Origin of the sequence: Amycolatopsis sp. NPDC051061 (assembly GCF_040682935.1) — a bacterium.
Classification (GTDB): Bacteria; Actinomycetota; Actinomycetes; order Mycobacteriales; family Pseudonocardiaceae; genus Amycolatopsis.
The window spans coordinates 152,910-170,610 of sequence record NZ_JBFBBZ010000019.1 but is presented as its reverse complement, the minus strand read 5'-3'; the positions used below and the strand labels follow the sequence as shown (position 1 = coordinate 170,610).

Here is a 17,701-nt window from a genome sequence, read left to right as displayed (position 1 = left end):
GTTCACCGTGCGGTTCGCGTCAAAGGAGCGCCGCCGACCGAGGTCGGCGGGGGCTCTCGCTATTTGTTCTGGACGTGCTGCCAGCCGAACCGGCCCTTGATGCACAGGTTCCCGTGCGTCACCGAGCTTTCGTGCGGGGAGGTCACCTTGACGATCTCGTTGTCCTGGACGTGCAGCGTCAGGTTGCAACCGACCCCGCAGAACGTGCAGATGGTCGTCGTCGCCGTCTGGCGGGATTCGTCCCAGGTGCCGTCCTCGCGCTTGTCGTACTCGCGCTTGAAGCTGAGCGCCCCGGTCGGGCAGACCTCGACGCAGTTGCCGCAGTACACGCAAGCGCTCTCCGGCAAGGGGTTCGAGAACTCCGTCGAGATCCGCGCGTCGAACCCCCGGCCGGCCACGCTGATGGCGAACGAGTTCTGCCACTGGTCACCGCACGCGTCGACGCACTTGTAGCAGAGGATGCACTTCTCGTAGTCCCGGACGTACAGCTCGTTGTCCACGAGGACCGGCTGCGCGACCGTCTCGGCATCCGGGCCGAAGCGGTCCGGATCCGCGCCCGCCGCCTCCATCCACTCCGCGACACCCGGCGTCGTCGACAGGTCCGTCGCCGATGCCAGCAGTTCCAGCACCACCTTGCGGCTCGTGCGCGTCCGCTCCGATTCGGTGTGCACCACCATGCCCGGCTCGGCCTTGCGCGAGCACGACGGCACCAGCGTCCGCGACCCCTCGACCTCCACCATGCAGACGCGGCAGGCGTTCGCCGGCTCCAGGGTGTCGCCGTAGCACAGCGTCGGGATCTCCTTGCCCGCCGCCGTGCACGCGTCGAGGATCGTCGAGCCTTCGGGCACGCGGACGGTCGAACCGTCCACAGTGAACTCCACCAGCCGCCGGGGGATCCCGATGTCCACAATGGTCACTGCAGCGCTCCCAACCGGTCGATGGCGGATTCGATGGCGTTCCACGCGGTCTGGCCGAGCCCGCAGATCGACGAGTCCCGCATCACCTGCCCGACTTCGCGTAGCAGCGGCCGTTCGTCCGAGCCGGCCGACAGGACGCGCCGGATCGCCTCCTCCTGCCGCACGGTCCCGATCCGGCACGGGACGCACTGGCCGCACGACTCGTCGCGGAAGAACGACGCGATCCGCAGCAGGAACCCGCCCAGATCGGCCAGGTCGTCGAGCACCAGGACGACACCCGACCCGAGCGTTGTCTTCGCGGCCCGCGCGTCCTCCATGGTGAGCGGCAGGTCCAGCTCGTCGGGCCGGACGAACCCGCCCGCGGCACCGCCGAGCAGGATCGCGCGCAGCGACCGACCCTCCGGCACTCCCCCGGCCAGTTCGAGAAGCGAACGCAGCGTCGTGCCGAACGGCACCTCGTAGACGCCGGGCCGTTCGACGTTCCCGGACAGGCAGAACAGCTTCGGCCCGGCCGAGGCCTCGGTGCCGATCGCGCGGTACGCGGCCGCGCCCTCGGTGAGGATCAGTGGCACGTTCACCAGCGTCTCGACGTTGTTGACGACGGTCGGCTTCCCGAACAGCCCCTTCTCGACCGGGAACGGCGGCTTCGTGCGGGGTTCGCCGCGGAAGCCCTCGATCGAGTTGAAGATCGCGGTCTCCTCGCCGCAGATGTAGGCACCCGCGCCGCGCCGGATCTCGATGTCGAACGAGAACCCCTCGTGGCCCATGATGTCGGCGCCGAGGAACCCGCGTTCGCGGCAGACCTCGAGCGCGTTCTGCAGCATTCGCAGCGCCAGCGGGTACTCACCGCGCAGGTAGACGTAGCCGTGGCGGGCGCCGATCGCGAACGCGGCGATCGTCATCGACTCGACCAGCGCGAACGGGTCGCCTTCGAGCAGCACCCGGTCCTTGAACGTGCCGGGCTCGCTCTCGTCGGCGTTGCACACCAGGTAGTGCGGCCCGGCGGGCTGCGCGGCCGTCGCGGCCCACTTGCGCCCGGTCGGGAACGCCGCCCCACCACGCCCGAGCAGGCCGGCGTCGGTGACCTCGCGGATCACCGCGGCCTCGCCCATGCGCAGGGCGTTGCGCAGCGCGGCGTAGCCACCGGCCGCGCGGTAGCCGTCCAAACTGGACGGATTCACCACGCCGACCCGGCGCAGGAGGCGCAACCCGTCCTTCTGGTGGAGCACCGGCGGCGTGCCTTCTCCCACCGGTTCTCGCTGCGCGGCCAGCACGGCCGACGCGCCGGTCGCCGGGGCCAGCAGCTCGGCGGCGGCCGGGTCGCCGGCCTGGAACGTCAGCGCCGCGGGAGCTCGTTCGCAGACGCCGAGACACGGGCTGCGCAGCCACGTGACCCCGCCCCGCGCCTTCCCCGCGGCGCCGACGTGCTCGGTGAGGACGTCGCACACGGTGTCCGCGCCCTTGAGCCGGCACGCCAGGTCGGTGCACACGTGCACCACCCGCTCCGGCCGCTCCTCGAGGGCGAACAGCGAGTAGAAGCTCGCCACGCCGTACGCGTCGGCGGGCGGCACGTGCAGCGTTTCGCAGATGAGGTTGAGCGCGCCCTGGCTGATCCAGCCGACCCGGTCGTTGACCGCGTGCAGCGCGGGCAGCAGCCGGTCGCGCCCGCCGCCGGCGAACCCGGCGACGGCGTCGCGTTCCTCGCGGGTGGCGACGGCGTCCAGGAGTTTGAGATCCACCTCAGACCTCCACCGGCAGCTTCTCGACGCGGATCGCCGCGGCCTTGTATTCGGCCGTCCCGGCGATCGGACAGGTCGCCTCGATGGTGATGACGTTGACGTCGACCTCGTCCGGGAAGTGGAACGTCATGAACGCCAAGCCCGGTTTCAGGCCGGTGTCGAGGCGGACCGGCGCGACGATCTCACCGCGCCGCGAAGAGATCCGGACCAGCTCGTCGGGCTCGACCCCGAGCGACCGCGCGTCCTCCGGGCACAGGTCCAGGGTCTCCCCCCGGCGCATCGGTGACGGGAACCCGGCGGACTGGACGCCGGTGTTGTAGGAGTCCAGGCGCCGCCCGGTGGTCAGCCGGATCGGGAACTCTTCGGTGAGCAGGTCGACCGGCGGGCTGTGCTCGATCACCGTGAACGGCGCCGGGCGGCCGCGTTCGGCCGGGTCCTCGGCCCACAGGCGGCCGTGCAGGAAGGTCGGCTCGAGGGCGTCCTCGGTGTAGCACGGCCACTGGATGCCGCCCAGGTCTTCCAGACGCGCGTAGGACATCCCGGCGTGCATCGGGGACAGCGAGCGCAGCTCGTCCCAGACCTCCTCGCCGCCGGTGTAGTGCCAGTCGTGGCCGAGCCGCCGGGCCAGCTCCGACAGCAGCTCGATGTCGTCGCGCGCGCCTTCCGGCGGCTCGAGGGCCTTGCGGACGCGCTGGACGCGGCGTTCGGAGTTGGTGAACGTGCCGTCGCTCTCGCACCAGGCGGCCGAGGCCGGCAGCACGACGTCGGCCAGCTGCGCGGTCTTGGTGAGGAAGATGTCCTGGACGACCAGGTGGTCCACGTTGGACAGCCGCTTGATCGTGTGCTCGCAGTCCGCTTCGGATTGCACCGGGTTCTCGCCGATGATGTACACGCAGGTCAGGTCGCCGCGTTCCATCGCGTCGAGCATCTGCGTGAGGTTGAGGCCTTTGTGCGGCGGGATCGACGAGCCCCACGCGGTGTCGAACTTGGCCCGGACGCCGGAGTCGAGGACGTCCTGGAAGCCCGGCATGCGGTCCGGGATGGCGCCCATGTCGCCGCCGCCCTGGACGTTGTTCTGCCCGCGCAGCGGGTTCAGCCCGGCGCCGTAGCGGCCGACCTGGCCGGCCAGCAGCGCGAGGTTGATCAACGACAGCACGTTGTCGGTGCCGTTGTGATGCTCGGTGATGCCGAGGGTCCACGACATCTGCCCGCGGTCGGCACGGGCGTAGGTGTGCGCGAGCTCCTTGATCAGCTCGGCCGGCACGCCGGTGGTCTTCTCCGCGACCTCCAGCGTCCACGGCTCGACCGACGCGGCGAACTCGGCGAACCCCTCGGTGGCGCGTTCGATGAACGTCGTGTTGGCCAGTCCGGAGTGGATGATCTCCCGCGCGATCGCGTGGGCGAGCGGGATGTCGGTGCCGACCTCGAGTTGAAGCTGCCGGTGCGCCCAGCTCGCGGTGCTGGTCCGCCGCGGGTCGACGACGAACAGCTTCGCTCCCCGGTGAACCGCCTTGAGCACGTGGTGGAAGAAGATCGGGTGCGCCTCGCGGGGGTTGCCGCCCCAGATCACGATGACGTCGGCGTCCTCGATCTCCTGGTAGGACGACGTCCCGCCGCCGCTGTCGAACACCCGCGCCAGCCCGGCGACGCTCGGCGCGTGGCAGGTCCGGTTGCACGAGTCGACGTTGTTCGTGCCGATCACCGCGCGGGTGAACTTCTGTGCGACGAAGTTCATCTCGTTGGTCGCGCGGGCGCACGAGAACATCCCGAACGCCTCGGGACCCTTGCTCTCGAGGGTCCGGCGGATCCCGGCGGCGGCCCGGTCGAGGGCCTCCTCCCAGGTCGCCGGGCGCAGCACGCCGGAGTCGCGCACCAGGGGCTGGGTGAGCCGCACGTACGGCTCGGTCTTCCTGCGCTTCACGGGCACCTCCGGTTCAGTGCGCCCCGACGGGGACGGGCGGGTTGCTGGTGTGGTCGAGCAGCGAGATGGCGGCGTGGACGTGGCGCAGCGCCGGCGCGGGCACGCCGGTGAGGCCGGCCAGCTCCACGACGGCGCCGATGATCGCGTCGATCTCCAGGGGCTTGCCCGCTTCGAGGTCCTGCAGCATCGACGTCTTGTGGTGGCCGACGCGCCAGGCGCCGTCGATGCGCTTCTCGACCGAGACACCCGGGTCGCTGCCGGCCGCGCGGGCGATGGCCAGGGTCTCGGTCATCATCGTGGCCACGAGCGCGCGCGTGTCGTCGTGCTCGCACATCTGCGCCATGGTCGCCCGGGTCAGCGCCGAGAGCGGGTTGAAGGCGACGTTGCCCATCAGCTTGATCCAGATGTCGTTGCGCAGGTCCGGTTCGACCGGCGCCTTGAGCCCGCCGGCGATCATCGCCGCGCTGAGCACCTTGCACCGCGCGGAAATCTCGCCGTCCGGCTCGCCGAGGGAGAACCGGGTGCCCTCCAGGTGCCGGATCACGCCCGGCTCCTCGATGACCGTGGAGCAGTAGACGACGCAGCCGATCGCGCGCCGCAGCTCGAGCACGGCGGTCACCGAGCCGCCCGGGTCGACGGTCTCGACGCGGTGCCCTTCGAGCCGGTGTCCGGTCAGGCCGTGGAAGTACCACCACGGGATGCCGTTCTGCGCGGCCACGATCGCGGTGTCCGGGCCGAGCAGCGGGGAAAGGAGCGGTGCGCACGAGGCGTAGGAATTGGCCTTCAGCCCGAGGAACACGAAGTCGACCGGGCCGACATCGCGTGGGTCGTCCGTGACGTGCGGGTGCGCGGTGAAGTCGCCGCGCGGGCTGAGCACGCGGACGCCGTGCTCGCGCATCGCGGCGAGGTGGGCCCGCCGGGCGATGAGGTGCACCTCGGTCCCGCCGCGGTGCAGCGCGGCCCCGACGTAGGCGCCGATCGCCCCGGCCCCGAGAACTGCCACCTTCATGATGTGCCTCCCACTTCGGTCCAGCACGTGATTGCATACAGTATCCTGGATCCATTCTTGAAACCAGGTTTTTCTGAGCGGCGACCGCGTGAAACTCCCAACAGGGTGAGTTCTGGGATTTTGCATACCAAAACCTGTATCCTGATCGAAGATCTTCGCGTTCCTCTCCCTATCGAGGTGTCCCGTGAGCCAGCCCGCTTCCCCGCTCCAAGACCGCGGCCCGTCCGGCCGCCGCACGGCCAAGGGCTCGCTCAGCTCGACCGCCGCCAAGCGCGTCGAACGGCCCGCCCCGCTGCGCCAGGTCGTCTACGAGGCCCTCGCCGAGCTGATCATCAACCGCACGCTCGAACCCGGGCAGCACCTGGTCGAGGCCGACCTGGCCGAGTACCTCGGCGTCAGCCGCCAGCCCGTCCGCGAAGCCCTGCAGCGCCTGCAGAGCGAAGGCTGGGTCGACCTCCGCCCCGCGCAAGGTGCGTTCGTGCACCTGCCGACCGACGAGGAAGCCGACCAGCTGCTGAGCGTCCGCAGCGTGCTGGAGACGCACTCCGCGAAGCTCGCCGCCGGCAACGCGACCACGGAGGACGTCGACCGGCTCTGGGAACTGCAGAAAGCCGGGCTCACGGCGCTCAAGGCCGAGGACACCGAAGGCCTCGTCGCCGCCAACGCCGCCCTGCACGCGTTTATCACCCAGCTCTCCGGGAACGCCGTACTCGCGGAGCTGATCGGCCTGGTCGACCGCCGGGTCCGCTGGTACTACACGCCGATCGCCCGGCCCCGGGGCCGGGACGCCTGGCACGAGCACGAAGAGCTGATCACCGCGATCGCCATGGAGGACGGGGAGCTGGCCGAGAAGATCATGGGCAAGCACACCGAACGGACCCGCCAGGCCTACCACGAACGTCCGGAAGCTCCCCGATCCTGATTTCGGCAGGACCGGGGAGCGGGCAACCGGACCAGTCGCCGGCGATCGGCAGGCTTAACCGCCGGCCGCCGCCGACGGCCGCGCCACCAGCTCGGTTTCGGCGAGCTGGTGGCGTGTCCGGCCGGGCTGGCGCAGGAACAGCGTCAGCACCGCCGAGACGAGCGCGATGCACCCGGCGAGCACATACGCGCCGGTGTAGCCCCACGCGCTGATGACCCCCGCGGCGAGCCCGCCGCCGCCGACGCCACCGATCAGTTTCGCGCTGTAGACCAGGCCGTAGTTCGACGCGTTGTTGTTCTCGCCGAAGTAGTCCGGCACCAGCGCGGCGAACAGCGGGTAGAACGCGCCGCCGCCGAATCCGGTCAGGAACGCGAACACCATGAACAGCGGCAGGTTGTGGGTGTTGCCGGCGTACATGACACCGAACTGCGCGCCCCCGGCGATCACCAGCACGATGGTGAGCGTCTGCCGGCGCCCGAGCCGGTCCGAGACCCAGCCGACGACGGCGCGTCCCGTGCCGTTGACGATCGACAGCACACCGGCCGATGACGCCGCGACGAACGGCCCGAATCCGCTCTCCTTGGCGAACGGCACCTGGAAGTTGATGCCGAACAGCGAGACCCCACCGATGATCACCAGGCACACCCACATCAGCGGGAGCATGCCGGTGCGGATCGCCTCCATCGGCGAGAACTGCTTGACCGCCGGCGGGTTCTTCGCCAGCCCGCCGGACTTGGTCTTGCGGCCGCGGGCCCAGTTGAGCGCGTCGACCTCCTGCGGCCACCAGCTCTTCGGCGGGTCCTTGAACAGGAACCCGCAGACCCCGACGACGATCAGCATGTACACGCCGATGAGATCGAGGATCACCGAATAGTTCGTCGGCGTGAGGAACGCGGCGAACACGTAGATGAACGGGACGGCGCCGTAGGCGAACCCGCCGTTGACGAACCCCGTCCTCGCCCCGCGCTTCTCGGGGTACCACTTCCCGACCATGTTGATGCAGGTGGCGTAGACCAGGCCGGCGCCGGTGCCGCCGAGCACGGAGTACCCGATGAACGCCACCGCCAGGTTGCCGCTGTGCGAGATGGTGAAGTAGCCGATGCCGCTGCACACGGCGCCCGCCAGCATGGCCGTCTTCGCCGAAACGATGTTCTTCTCCCGCAACCGCCCGGCCGGGAACGCCACCCCGGCCTGGAAGACGGCCCAGATGCTGGCCAGCCAGAACGCGTCCGACAACGACCAGCCGTACTTCTCTTCCAGGGTGCCTTCGACCGCACCCCAGCCGTATTCGAAGACGCTGACCGCCATCATGGCTATCCAGGGCAGCCAGACCATCCAGCTCCGCGAGCGCCCCATGATGTCCTGCGGGCTCTCGCCTACTCGGTATACCCGTCCGTTCTCGTCAACGATCTCCTGATAGGTCGCTGCGGTCATAAGAGTTCTCTTTCGTCACCGTGGACTCATGTCCCTCTGATTCCGACGTGCGGTGGATCTTCGTCCTTTCTCCTTCGGTGGGCCAGCCCCTGTGGAGGTATTCAGAGCAGTCCCGCGGCCCGCGCCCACCGGTACTTCGCACCGAGCACGGCAACAGGCTTTTCGGTCGTGTACGGATACGCGACGACCCCGTGGTCATAGAGGTACGTGCTCGCCTCTTCGACCTCGACGTCGCCGGACAGCGACGCGACGACGGGCTTGTGGATCCCCTTCGCTCGGTACTCCTCGACCACTTCGGAGACGAGTTCGGCGAAGACCATCGGCGGGGTGACGATGGTGTGCCAGTAGCCCAGGATCAGGGCGTGGATCCGGTCGTCCTCGAGGCCGAGCGCGATCGTGTTGCGGTAGGTCGAGGGCGGCTCGCCGCCGGTGATGTCCACCGGGTTGCCGGCCGCCCCGAAGGGCGGGATGAACTCCCGGAACGCCGTGTCGAGGTCCGGCGGGATCTCCATCAGGTCCAGCCCGTTGTCGACGCAGGCGTCCGAGAGCAGCACGCCCGAGCCGCCGGCGCCGGTGATGATGACGACGTTCTCGCCCTTCGGCGTGGGCAGGAGCGGGATGCCGCGGGCGTACTCGAGCAGGTCGTTCAGCCCGGGCGCCCGGATCACGCCGCTCTGGCGGAGGATGTCGTCGTACACCTTGTCGTCACCGGCCAGGGCGCCGGTGTGCGAGCTGGCCGCCTTGGCGCCTTGGGACGTCCGGCCGGCCTTGAGCACGACGACGGGCTTGTGCTTCGAGACGCGCTTCGCCGTCTCCGCGAACGACCGGCCGTCCTTGAGGTCTTCGAGGTGCATCGCGACGAGCTGGGTGTTGTCGTCCTGCTCGAAGAAGGTGAGCAGATCGTCTTCGTCGATGTCGGCCTTGTTGCCTACGCCGACGATCGAGGACACGCCCATCTTCGCCGAGCGGCTGAAGCCGAGGATCGCCATCCCGATCCCGCCGCTCTGCGACGACAGCGCGACTCCGCCCTTGACGTCGTACGGTGTGCAAAACGTCGCCGACAGGTTCTCCGGCGTGTAGTAGTAGCCGTAGATGTTGGGCCCGAGGATCCGCACGCCGTGCTTGCGCGCGATCGCGACGACCTCGTCCTGCAGCTCGATGTTGCCCGTCTCGCCGAAGCCGGACGGGATGAGGATCGCGCCGGCCGCGCCCTTCTTGCCCACCTCTTCCAGCGCCGCGGGGACGAACTTCGCCGGGATGGCGAAGACCGCGACGTCGACGTCGCCGGGTACGTCGGTGATGCTGGCGTAGGCCTTGCGGTCGAGGATCTCGATGGCTTTGGGGTTGATCGGGTGGATCTCCCCCGCGTAGCCGCCGTTGACCAGGTTCTTCATCACCGAGTTGCCGATCTTGCCGGCCTCGGCGGACGCGCCGATCACCGCGATCGACGCCGGTTTCATGATCCGGTTCATCGAGGCGAGGATCTCCTCCTGGGTGAACCGGAAGGGTTCCTTCGCCGCGTCCGGGTCGACCAGGATCCGGACGTCGACGGCGGTGGCGCCGGTGGCCGTCGCGAGCACGGGGTTGAGGTCCACCTCGGACAGCTGGGGGAAGTCGGCCACCAGCTGCCCGAGGCCGGTGATCACCGCGGCCAGGGCGTCCCGGTCTACAGGATCCGATCCGCGGACGCCTCGGAGGATCTCCGCCGCCTGGATACCGTCGATCATCGACAGCGCTTCCTCGGTGCTCGTCGGCGCGAGCCGGAAGGTGACGTCCTTGAGCACCTCCACCAGGACGCCGCCGAGGCCGAACGCCACGATCTTGCCGAACGTCGGGTCGGTCACCGAGCCGATGATCACCTCCTGGCCTTCGGTGAGCATCTGCTGGACCTGGACGCCGAGGATCCGCGCGTCGGCGTGGTACGCCTTCGCGTTGTCGACGATCTTCGCGAAGCCCGCTTTGACCGCTTCGGCGTCCTTCAGGCCGACGAGCACGCCGCCGGCCTCGGTCTTGTGCAGGATGTCCGGCGAGACGATCTTGAGCACCACCGGCAGGCCGATCTCCTCGGCCTGCGCCACGGCCTCGCCGGCCGTGGTCGCCAGCCGCTCGGCCGGGGTCGGGATACCGTATGCCTCGCAGACCGCACGCCCCTCGGGCGCGGTCAGGGAGGACCGGCCTTCGGCGGCCGCCTGGTCGAGGATCTTCTCGACCGCCGCGCGATCCGCCACTCAGATCACCCCCGCGGCGCGGAACTTGTCGAGCTCGGCTTCGCTGTAGCCGAGTTCGGCCAGCACTTCGTCGGTGTGCTCGCTCAGCATCGGCGACCGCTCGATGTCGACCGGCGAGTCCGACAGCTTGAGCGGGCACCCGACGGTCTTGAAGCTGCCGCGCTCCGGGTGCGCCACCTCGACGACCGAGCCGAGCTCGGCCAGGGTCTCGTCCTCGATCAGCTCCTTCGTGGACAGGATCGGGCCGCAAGGGATGTTGCAGGCGTTGAGCTTCTCCATCACTTCCCACTTGGTGTGCTTCTCGGTCCACTCCTCCACGAGGGCGAACATCTTGTCCAGCTTGGACAGCCGCACCTCGGGCGTGGCCCACGCGGGATCCTCGGCCAGCTCGTGCTTGCCGATCAACCGGGCGAGCGGGGCCCAGCCGGGTGGCTGGACGATCACGTAGATGTAGTCGTTCGGGCCGCCGGGCGCGCACTTGACCGCCCAGCCGGGCTGGCCGCCGCCGGAGGCGTTGCCCGAGCGCGGGACCTCGTCGCCGAACTGGTCGTTCGGGTACTCGCCGAGCGGCCCGTGCGTGAGGCGCTGCTGGTCGCGCAGCTTCACGCGGCAGAGGTTGAGCACAGCGTCCTGCATGGCGACCTGGACGCGCTGCCCGCGGCCGGTGGAGGTCCGCTGGAACAGCGCGGCGAGGATGGCGGCCACCAGGTGGATGCCGGTACCGGAGTCGCCGATCTGCGCGCCGGTCGCGGTCGGCGGGCCGTCCTCGAAGCCGGTGGTGCTCATCGCGCCGCCCATGGCCTGCGCGATGACCTCGTAGGCCTTGAAGTCGGCGTAGCGGCCGGGGCCGAACCCCTTGATGGAGGCGTAGATCAGCCTCGGGTTGAGCGCGGACAGCTTGTCCCAGGGGTAGCCGAACCGGTCGACGACGCCCGGGCCGAAGTTCTCGACCAGGATGTCCACTCCGGACACGAGCTTCTCGAAGACCTCCTTGCCCTCGGCGCTCTTCATGTTGAGCGTGATGCTGCGCTTGTTGGAGTTCAGCATCGTGAAGTAGAGGCTGTCCACGCCGGGCAGGTCGCGCAGCTGGCCGCGCGTGATGTCACCCCGGCCGGGGGTCTCGAGCTTGATGACGTCCGCGCCGAGCCAGGCCAGCAGCTGCGTCGAGGACGGTCCGGACTGCACGTGCGTCATGTCGAGGACGCGCACGCCCTCCAGTGCCTTACCCATGTGGCCTCCGCTCACTTGTACATGGTCTGGTTCATGGTTCCGGGGGCGTACACGTCGGGATCGACCCAGACGTTGATCAGCGACGGCTTGCCGGACTCGCGGGCGCGTTGCAGCGCCGGCGCGATGTCGGCCGGGTCGCGGACCTCTTCGCCGTGACCGCCGAGCATCCGCGCGAACTCGTCGTAGCGGACGTCGCCGAGGGTGTTGCCGACGCGCTCGCGCGGCAGGCCGTACTTGGCGGCCTGGCCGTAGCGGATCTGGTTCATCGACGAGTTGTTGCCGACGATCCCGACGAACGGCAGGTTGAAGCGCACGAGTGTCTCGAAGTCCCAGCCGGTGAGGCTGAACGCGCCGTCGCCGAAGAGCGCGACGACCTCCTTGTCCGGACGCGCGTGCTTGGCCGCCAAGACGAACGGGATGCCGACGCCGAGTGTCCCGAGTGGACCGGGGTCCATCCAGTGGCCGGGCGACTTCGGCTGCACGACCTGGCCGGAGAAGGTGACGATGTCGCCGCCGTCGCCGATGTAGATCGAGTCCTCGGTGAGGAACTCGTTGATCTCGTGGACCAGCCGGTACGGGTGGATCGGGCTCGCGTCGGAGTGCTGCAGCGGCAGCCGCTTCTGCTTCGCCTTCTCCTCCACCGCCTGCAGCTCTTCCAGCCAGACCTTGCGGGCGACGGCGCCGTTGTCGCCGCGGCCGGACGCGGCCTGCGCGACGGCGGCCAGGACCTGGCCGGCGTCGCCGACGATGCCGAGGTCGATGTCGCGGTTCTTGCCGACCGTGCGGTAGTCGAGGTCGATCTGGACGACGGTGGCGTCCTTCGACAGCCGCTTTCCGTAGCCCATCCGGAAGTCGAACGGGGTGCCGACGATGATGATGACGTCGGCGTTGTCGAAGGCGTAGCGGCGCGAAAGCTGGAAGTGGTGCGGGTCGCCCGGCGGCAGGGTGCCGCGGCCGGCGCCGTTCATGTACGCCGGGATGTTGAGCGTGCGCACCAGGTCGACGGCCGGCTCCGTGGCGCGCGTGGTCCAGACCTGACTGCCGAGGAGGATGGCCGGCTTCTTCGCGTGCACCAGCAGGTCGGCGAGCTTCTCGATGTCGGCGGGGTCGCCGGCGTTCTTCGTCGACGCGCGGTAGCGGCCGGCTTCCGGGATGCGGGCCTGCTCGAGGGGCACCCGCGCGTCGAGGACGTCGCGCGGGATCTCCAGGAACGACGGGCCGGGCGCGCCGGCGTAGGCCTCGCGGAACGCCATCGAGACGAGGTCGGCGACGCGCGCGGTGTGCGGCACGGTGGCGGCGAACTTGGTGATCGGCGCCATCATGTCCACGTGCGGGAGGTCCTGCAGCGACCCCATCTTGTGCTGGGTGAGCGCGCCTTGGCCGCCGATCAGCAGCATCGGGCTCTCCGCGCGCAGGGCGTTCGCGACCCCGGTGACGGCGTCGGTGGTGCCGGGCCCGGCGGTGACCACCGCGCAGCCGGGCTTGCCGGTGATCCGCGCGTAGCCGTCGGCCGCGTGCGCCGCGACCTGCTCGTGCCGGACGTCGATGACCTGGATGCCTTCGTCGACGCAGCCGTCGTAGATGTCGATGATGTGGCCGCCGCACAGGGTGAAGATCGTGTCGACCCCTTCGGCCTTCAGTGCTTTCGCCACCAGGTGGCCGCCGGATATCCCGGCCGGCGCGGGCTCGGCGCCGTTCGTCGCTCGGGCACTCTCCCCCGCGGTGGTGCCGGTCGTTGTCAGCGCCATTGCTCAACTCCTCTGGTCCGCCGCCGGATCTCTCTTGTCCGGCGCTCCGTACTCGGTCCGCTCGTCGCCGCTGCCGGCGTCCGTCGAGGTCAGCGGCCCCTTCGCAGCAGACTGTAGATTGCATACCGTATGGGGTAGGCATATAGTCACTCCTCAAGCAGCCCGTGTCCAGGGCTATCCGCAGGGTTTTTCCCGGACCTCGATCCGGCCCCCGCGGACCGTCACCGCACGCCCGGACACGGCGGACCTCCTTGCCCAGCCCCGCCGCGGAAAGGACGCCCCCGCATGGACCTCTTCGAACACGAAGCCCGAGATCTCTTCGAGAAGCACGGCGTACCCGTCCCCCGCGGCCGGGTCGCCGCCGATCCCGCCGCGGCCCGGTCCGCGGCGGCCGAGCTCGGCGGCCCGGTGGTGGTCAAGGCGCAGGTGAAGACCGGCGGCCGCGGCAAGGCGGGCGGCGTCCGCGTAGTGCAGACAGCCGACGACGCCGAGCAGGCCGCCGACGACATCCTCGGCATGGACATCAAGGGCCACACCGTGCACCGCGTCCTGGTGACCGAGGCCAGCGAAATCGCCGACGAGTACTACCTCTCGTTCCTGCTCGACCGTGCCGGGCGGACGTTCCTCGCGATGGCGTCGACCGAAGGCGGGATGGAGATCGAGGAGGTCGCGGCATCCCGGCCGGACGCCCTGGTCCGGGTCCCCGTCGACCCCCTCTCCGGCGTCGACTCGGCCGCGGTGGCCGCCGCGTTCCCCGCCGACGTCCGCGGTGAGGTCGCCGGCGTCGTCGAAAAGCTGTGGGACGTGTTCGTCGCCGAGGACTGCACGCTCGTCGAGGTGAATCCGCTGGCCAGTACGTCGACCGGGATCGTCGCGCTCGACGGCAAGATCACCCTGGACGACAACGCCTCCTTCCGCCGCTCCGCTTCCTACGACGACCCGCTGGACGGCGATCCCTTGGAACGGGAAGCGCATTCCCTGGGCCTCAACTACGTCAAGCTCGACGGCGACATCGGCGTGATCGGCAACGGCGCCGGCCTGGTCATGTCCACTTTGGACGTGGTGGCCGCGGCGGCGGCGGAGGCCGGCGCGCGCGGACCGGCCAACTTCCTCGACATCGGCGGCGGCGCTTCGGCCGAGGTCATGGTGAACGGGTTGACCGTGATCCTCGGCGACCCGCAGGTGCGCAGCGTGTTCGTCAACGTCTTCGGCGGCATCACCGCCTGCGACGCCGTCGCGACCGGGATCGTGCGGTCGCTGGACATCCTCGGTTCTCGCGCCACCCGGCCCTTGGTGGTGCGGCTCGACGGGAACAACGTCACCGAAGGCAGGCGGATCCTCGCCGAAGCCGCCCACCCCCTGGTCACCGTGGTGGCCACCATGGACGACGCCGCCCGCGAGGCGGCGAAGCTCGCGATCGCGGAGGTCTGACGTGGCCATCTTCCTGGACGAGACCAGCCGGATCGTCGTCTCCGGCATCACCGGCTCCGAAGGCGCCAAGCACACGCGGCGGATGCTGGCCGCCGGCACGAACGTCGTCGGCGGGGTGAACCCGCGCAAAGCGGGGCAGGACGTGGAGATCTCGGGTCGTTCGCTGCCCGTGTTCGGCAGTGTCGCGGAGTCGATCGCGTCGACCGGCGCCGACGTCTGCGTGCTGTTCGTGCCGCCGCCGTTCGTCGAGGACGCCGTGGTCGAGGCCGTCGACGCCGGGATCGGGCTCGCGGTGGTGATCACCGAGGGCGTCCCGGTGCACGACACGGCCCGGCTGTGGGCGCACGCCGTCGCGGCGGGCGGGCGGACCCGGATCATCGGGCCGAACTGCCCGGGCATCATCTCCCCCGGCAAGTCCAACGCCGGGATCATCCCGGCCGACATCACCGGGCCGGGGCGGATCGGCCTGGTCTCGAAGTCCGGCACGCTGACCTACCAGCTCATGCACGAGCTGCGGGACATCGGGTTTTCGACGTGCGTCGGCATCGGCGGCGACCCGATCATCGGGACGACGCACATCGACGCCGTCGAAGCGTTCGAAAAGGACCCGGAGACGGACCTGATCGTGCTGATCGGCGAGATCGGCGGCGACGCCGAAGAGCGCGCGGCGGAGTTCGTGCGGGCCACCGTGTCGAAGCCGGTCGTCGGGTACGTCGCCGGGTTCACCGCTCCGGAAGGCAAGACGATGGGCCACGCGGGCGCGATCGTCTCCGGCTCGGCCGGAACCGCGTCGGCGAAGAAGGCAGCTTTGGAGGCGGCGGGCATCCGCGTGGGGCGCACGCCGAGCGAGACGGCGACGCTGGTCCGCGAGGTGCTGGGCTGATGTCCGCGAAGCCGCGGCTGAAGCTGGCGGTGCTCGCGTGCATGGACGCGCGGTTCAGCGTCCATCGGCTGCTCGGTCTCGGTGAGGGCGACGCGCACGTGATCCGCAACGCGGGCGGCGCGGTGACCGACGACGCGATCCGCTCGCTGACGGTGAGCCAGCACCTGCTGGGCACGCGCGAAATCGTGCTGATCCACCACCGCGACTGCGGGATGCGGACGTTCACGGACACGGAGTTCGCGCGCCGGCTGGAGTCGTCGACGGGCATGCGGCCGGGCTGGGCGGCGGAGACGTTCACCGACCCGGCCCAGGACGTCCGCCAGTGCATCGCGCGGCTGCGGGCTTCGCCGTTCCTGCCCCATACGGACGGCGTCCGCGGCTACGTCCTCGACGAGCGGACCGGCGTGCTCGACGAGGTGTCGTGATGGAGCTGCGTCAGCTGGCGGTGGTGGTGGCGGTAGCCGAGGAGGGCGGCTTCACAGCGGCCGCACAGCGGCTCCGGACGGTCCAGTCGACAGTATCCACGGTGGTCCGGGCGCTGGAGCGGGACTTGGGCACACCGTTGTTCCACCGCACGACGCACCGGGTGGTCCTGACGCCCGCCGGCGAGGCCTTCATGCCCGCCGCGCGGGCCGCCCTGGAGGCGGCGGCCCGAGCCCGGGCGGCGGTGTCCCCGGTGTGCGGCCGGGTAAGGCTCGGGGTGTGCCCGGGGTTGCTGTCGGACTGGCACCGGGTGTTGGCGGCTTTGCGGCAGGCGCACCCGGGGTTGGCGGTGGAGGTCCGGCAGGTTCAGGCCGGCGAGGTGGGCCGGCTGCTGGCCGAGTCCACGGTGGACGTGGTGCTGGCGGTGGCCGGGAGCTGTGGGTCTTCGGCGGTTTCGGCGGGGGCCTTGGTCGCCTCGGGTGCCGGCCGCGATTTCGCGAGCCTCAACGGTTCCGCGGCCGGATCAGCCGCGCAGGACCTCGCGCCGGGGGTTCCCGCATCCGACCCGGCCGGCCCCGCCCATCACCCCACCCCCACCCCCGCCCCCGCCGCACTTCTCGCTTCCGAGCTGGTCACCACCCCGCTCCCCGGCGAGGAGCTCGTTTTCGTCACCGCGCCCGGCGGTTCTCCTTCCGCTCCCGCCGACCTCTCCGAACTGTCCCTCGTGGACTTCCCCCGCGGCTGGGCCATCCGCGAAGCCGTCGACCGCGCGTTTCCCTGCCGACGGCTCTCGCTCGAGGTTGATGATCTCGCCGTCGCCGCCGGGCTCGTGCGGGCCGGGCTGGCCGGGTGCGTTCTGCCCGCCTCCGCCGCCGCGCGGTTTGCCGACCTCACCGTCCGGCGGTTCGACCGCCCGCCGCCGTGGCAGCTCGGTGCCGTGCACCGGGGCGAGCACTCCCCCGCCGTCGCCGCGCTGCTCGCTCAGCTCGGCTGAAGCCCGAGCCGGTCGGGTCGCGTGTAGACGTTCATCGACGTGCCGCGCAGGAAACCCACCAGCGTCAGCCCCAGTTCGGCGGCCAGGTCCACCGCCAGCGAGGACGGTGCGGAAACCGCCGCCAGCAACGGGATCCCGGCCATCGCCGCTTTCTGCACCAGCTCGAACGACGCCCGCCCGCTCACCATCAGCGCCGTCCCGGACAGGGGCAGCCGGCCGTCCCGGGTCGCCCAGCCGACCACCTTGTCCACCGCGTTGTGCCGGCCGACGTCCTCGCGCAGGCACAGCAGCTTCCCGTCGGTATCGAAGAGTCCCGCCGCGTGCAGGCCGCCCGTGCGGTCGAAAACCCGTTGCGCCGCGCGGAGTTCGTCGGGCAGTCCGGCGAGCGTCGCCGGGTCGGTGCCGAACGGGTCGGCCTCGATCGGCCACGTCACCGTCGTCCGGACCGCGTCCAGGCTCGCCTTGCCGCACAGTCCGCACGAGGACGTCGTGTAGAAGTTCCGCTCCACCGACGCGTCCGGCGGCGCGACGCCCGGCGCGAGCACGACGTCGAGCACGTTGTACGTGTTGCCGCCGTCGGCCGTGGCACCGGCGCAGTAGCGGATCGAGTGCAAGTCCGCGGCCGACCGCACCACGCCCTCGCCGACCAGGAACCCGGCGGCGAGGTCGAAGTCGTCGCCGGGGGTCCGCATCGTGATCGACAGCGCTTTCCCCGCCACCCGGATCTCGAGCGGTTCTTCGACCGTCAGCGTGTCCGGCCGCGCCGTGGCCACGCCGTCGCGGACGCGCAGCACCCGGCGCCGGCTCGTCATCCGCCCCACG

14 protein-coding genes are annotated in these 17,701 nt (G+C 70.3%); 5 read left to right on the top strand and 9 right to left on the bottom strand.

The features are described 5' to 3' along the window. Nucleotides 1–59: 59 nt before the first annotated feature. Genes AB0N03_RS25840 through AB0N03_RS25825 form a run of 4 tightly spaced genes read right to left on the bottom strand, consistent with a single transcriptional unit; the run spans nt 60 to nt 5,586 of the window. Nucleotides 60–917, bottom strand: a complete 858-nt coding sequence (locus AB0N03_RS25840; RefSeq protein WP_364376697.1) for a 2Fe-2S iron-sulfur cluster-binding protein — start codon at nt 915–917, stop codon at nt 60–62. Then, nucleotides 914–2,656 (bottom strand): NAD(P)H-dependent oxidoreductase subunit E, encoded by a 1,743-nt coding sequence (locus AB0N03_RS25835; RefSeq protein ID WP_364376694.1) that lies wholly within the window; start codon nt 2,654–2,656, stop codon nt 914–916. The genes AB0N03_RS25840 and AB0N03_RS25835 overlap by 4 nt, the downstream gene beginning before the upstream one ends. 1 nt (nt 2,657) lies before the next feature. Then, a complete protein-coding gene (locus AB0N03_RS25830) occupies nt 2,658–4,577 on the bottom strand; it encodes a molybdopterin-dependent oxidoreductase (RefSeq protein ID WP_364376691.1) in 1,920 nt (639 codons plus the stop codon). Nucleotides 4,578–4,590: 13 nt separating this feature from the next. Then, a complete protein-coding gene (locus tag AB0N03_RS25825) occupies nt 4,591–5,586 on the bottom strand; it encodes a 2-dehydropantoate 2-reductase (RefSeq protein WP_364376688.1) in 996 nt (331 codons plus the stop codon). A 184-nt stretch (nt 5,587–5,770) separates the two neighbouring features. Between AB0N03_RS25825 and AB0N03_RS25820 the strand changes: the two genes are divergently transcribed. Then, nucleotides 5,771–6,508: a GntR family transcriptional regulator gene (locus tag AB0N03_RS25820; RefSeq protein ID WP_364376685.1), complete on the top strand. Its 738-nt coding sequence runs from the start codon at nt 5,771–5,773 to the stop codon at nt 6,506–6,508. 54 nt (nt 6,509–6,562) lie between these two features. Here AB0N03_RS25820 and AB0N03_RS25815 read toward each other — a convergent pair whose 3' ends face one another. The 4 genes from AB0N03_RS25815 to AB0N03_RS25800 form a co-directional block, all read right to left on the bottom strand. Further along, entirely contained in the window at nt 6,563–7,942 is a 1,380-nt protein-coding gene (locus AB0N03_RS25815) for an OFA family MFS transporter (RefSeq protein WP_364376682.1), read from the bottom strand. A gap of 101 nt (nt 7,943–8,043) precedes the next feature. Continuing rightward, the gene (locus AB0N03_RS25810; protein ID WP_364376679.1) at nt 8,044–10,170 is read right to left on the bottom strand and encodes an acetate--CoA ligase family protein; all 2,127 of its coding nucleotides are present in this window, start codon (nt 10,168–10,170) and stop codon (nt 8,044–8,046) included. Then, the gene (gene frc / locus AB0N03_RS25805) at nt 10,171–11,400 is read right to left on the bottom strand and encodes a formyl-CoA transferase (RefSeq protein ID WP_364376676.1); all 1,230 of its coding nucleotides are present in this window, start codon (nt 11,398–11,400) and stop codon (nt 10,171–10,173) included. It abuts the gene before it with no gap. An 11-nt stretch (nt 11,401–11,411) separates the two neighbouring features. Next, nucleotides 11,412–13,148, bottom strand: coding sequence for a thiamine pyrophosphate-binding protein (locus AB0N03_RS25800; protein WP_364376673.1), 1,737 nt, complete (start codon nt 13,146–13,148; stop codon nt 11,412–11,414). 285 nt (nt 13,149–13,433) lie between these two features. On the opposite strand from AB0N03_RS25800, the gene sucC reads away from it, so the two are divergent. Genes sucC through AB0N03_RS25780 form a run of 4 tightly spaced genes read left to right on the top strand, consistent with a single transcriptional unit; the run spans nt 13,434 to nt 16,879 of the window. Then, nucleotides 13,434–14,579 (top strand): ADP-forming succinate--CoA ligase subunit beta, encoded by a 1,146-nt coding sequence (gene sucC, locus AB0N03_RS25795; protein WP_364376670.1) that lies wholly within the window; start codon nt 13,434–13,436, stop codon nt 14,577–14,579. 1 nt (nt 14,580) lies between these two features. After that, nucleotides 14,581–15,462 (top strand): succinate--CoA ligase subunit alpha, encoded by an 882-nt coding sequence (gene sucD / locus AB0N03_RS25790; protein ID WP_364376667.1) that lies wholly within the window; start codon nt 14,581–14,583, stop codon nt 15,460–15,462. After that, a complete protein-coding gene (locus tag AB0N03_RS25785; protein ID WP_364376664.1) occupies nt 15,462–15,887 on the top strand; it encodes a carbonic anhydrase in 426 nt (141 codons plus the stop codon). Before sucD ends, AB0N03_RS25785 begins: the two co-directional genes overlap by 1 nt. After that, a complete protein-coding gene (locus AB0N03_RS25780) occupies nt 15,887–16,879 on the top strand; it encodes a LysR family transcriptional regulator (RefSeq protein ID WP_364376661.1) in 993 nt (330 codons plus the stop codon). Before AB0N03_RS25785 ends, AB0N03_RS25780 begins: the two co-directional genes overlap by 1 nt. Here the strand turns inward: AB0N03_RS25780 and fdhD are convergent. Next, a complete protein-coding gene (gene fdhD, locus AB0N03_RS25775; RefSeq protein ID WP_364376658.1) occupies nt 16,867–17,700 on the bottom strand; it encodes a formate dehydrogenase accessory sulfurtransferase FdhD in 834 nt (277 codons plus the stop codon). The two genes, AB0N03_RS25780 and fdhD, sit on opposite strands and share 13 nt — an antisense overlap. Between the last annotated feature and the right edge of the window lies 1 nt (nt 17,701).

What these genes read in the sequence shown, in the direction of transcription:
- sucC (WP_364376670.1), top strand. Translation starts at nt 13,434, where the DNA reads ATGGACCTCTTCGAACACGAAGCCCGAGATCTCTTCGAGAAGCACGGC.
- AB0N03_RS25800 (WP_364376673.1), bottom strand. Translation starts at nt 13,148, where the DNA reads ATGGCGCTGACAACGACCGGCACCACCGCGGGGGAGAGTGCCCGAGCG.
- AB0N03_RS25825 (WP_364376688.1), bottom strand. Translation starts at nt 5,586, where the DNA reads ATGAAGGTGGCAGTTCTCGGGGCCGGGGCGATCGGCGCCTACGTCGGG.
- AB0N03_RS25785 (WP_364376664.1), top strand. Translation starts at nt 15,462, where the DNA reads ATGTCCGCGAAGCCGCGGCTGAAGCTGGCGGTGCTCGCGTGCATGGAC.
- frc (WP_364376676.1), bottom strand. Translation starts at nt 11,400, where the DNA reads ATGGGTAAGGCACTGGAGGGCGTGCGCGTCCTCGACATGACGCACGTG.
- AB0N03_RS25815 (WP_364376682.1), bottom strand. Translation starts at nt 7,942, where the DNA reads ATGACCGCAGCGACCTATCAGGAGATCGTTGACGAGAACGGACGGGTA.
- AB0N03_RS25780 (WP_364376661.1), top strand. Translation starts at nt 15,887, where the DNA reads ATGGAGCTGCGTCAGCTGGCGGTGGTGGTGGCGGTAGCCGAGGAGGGC.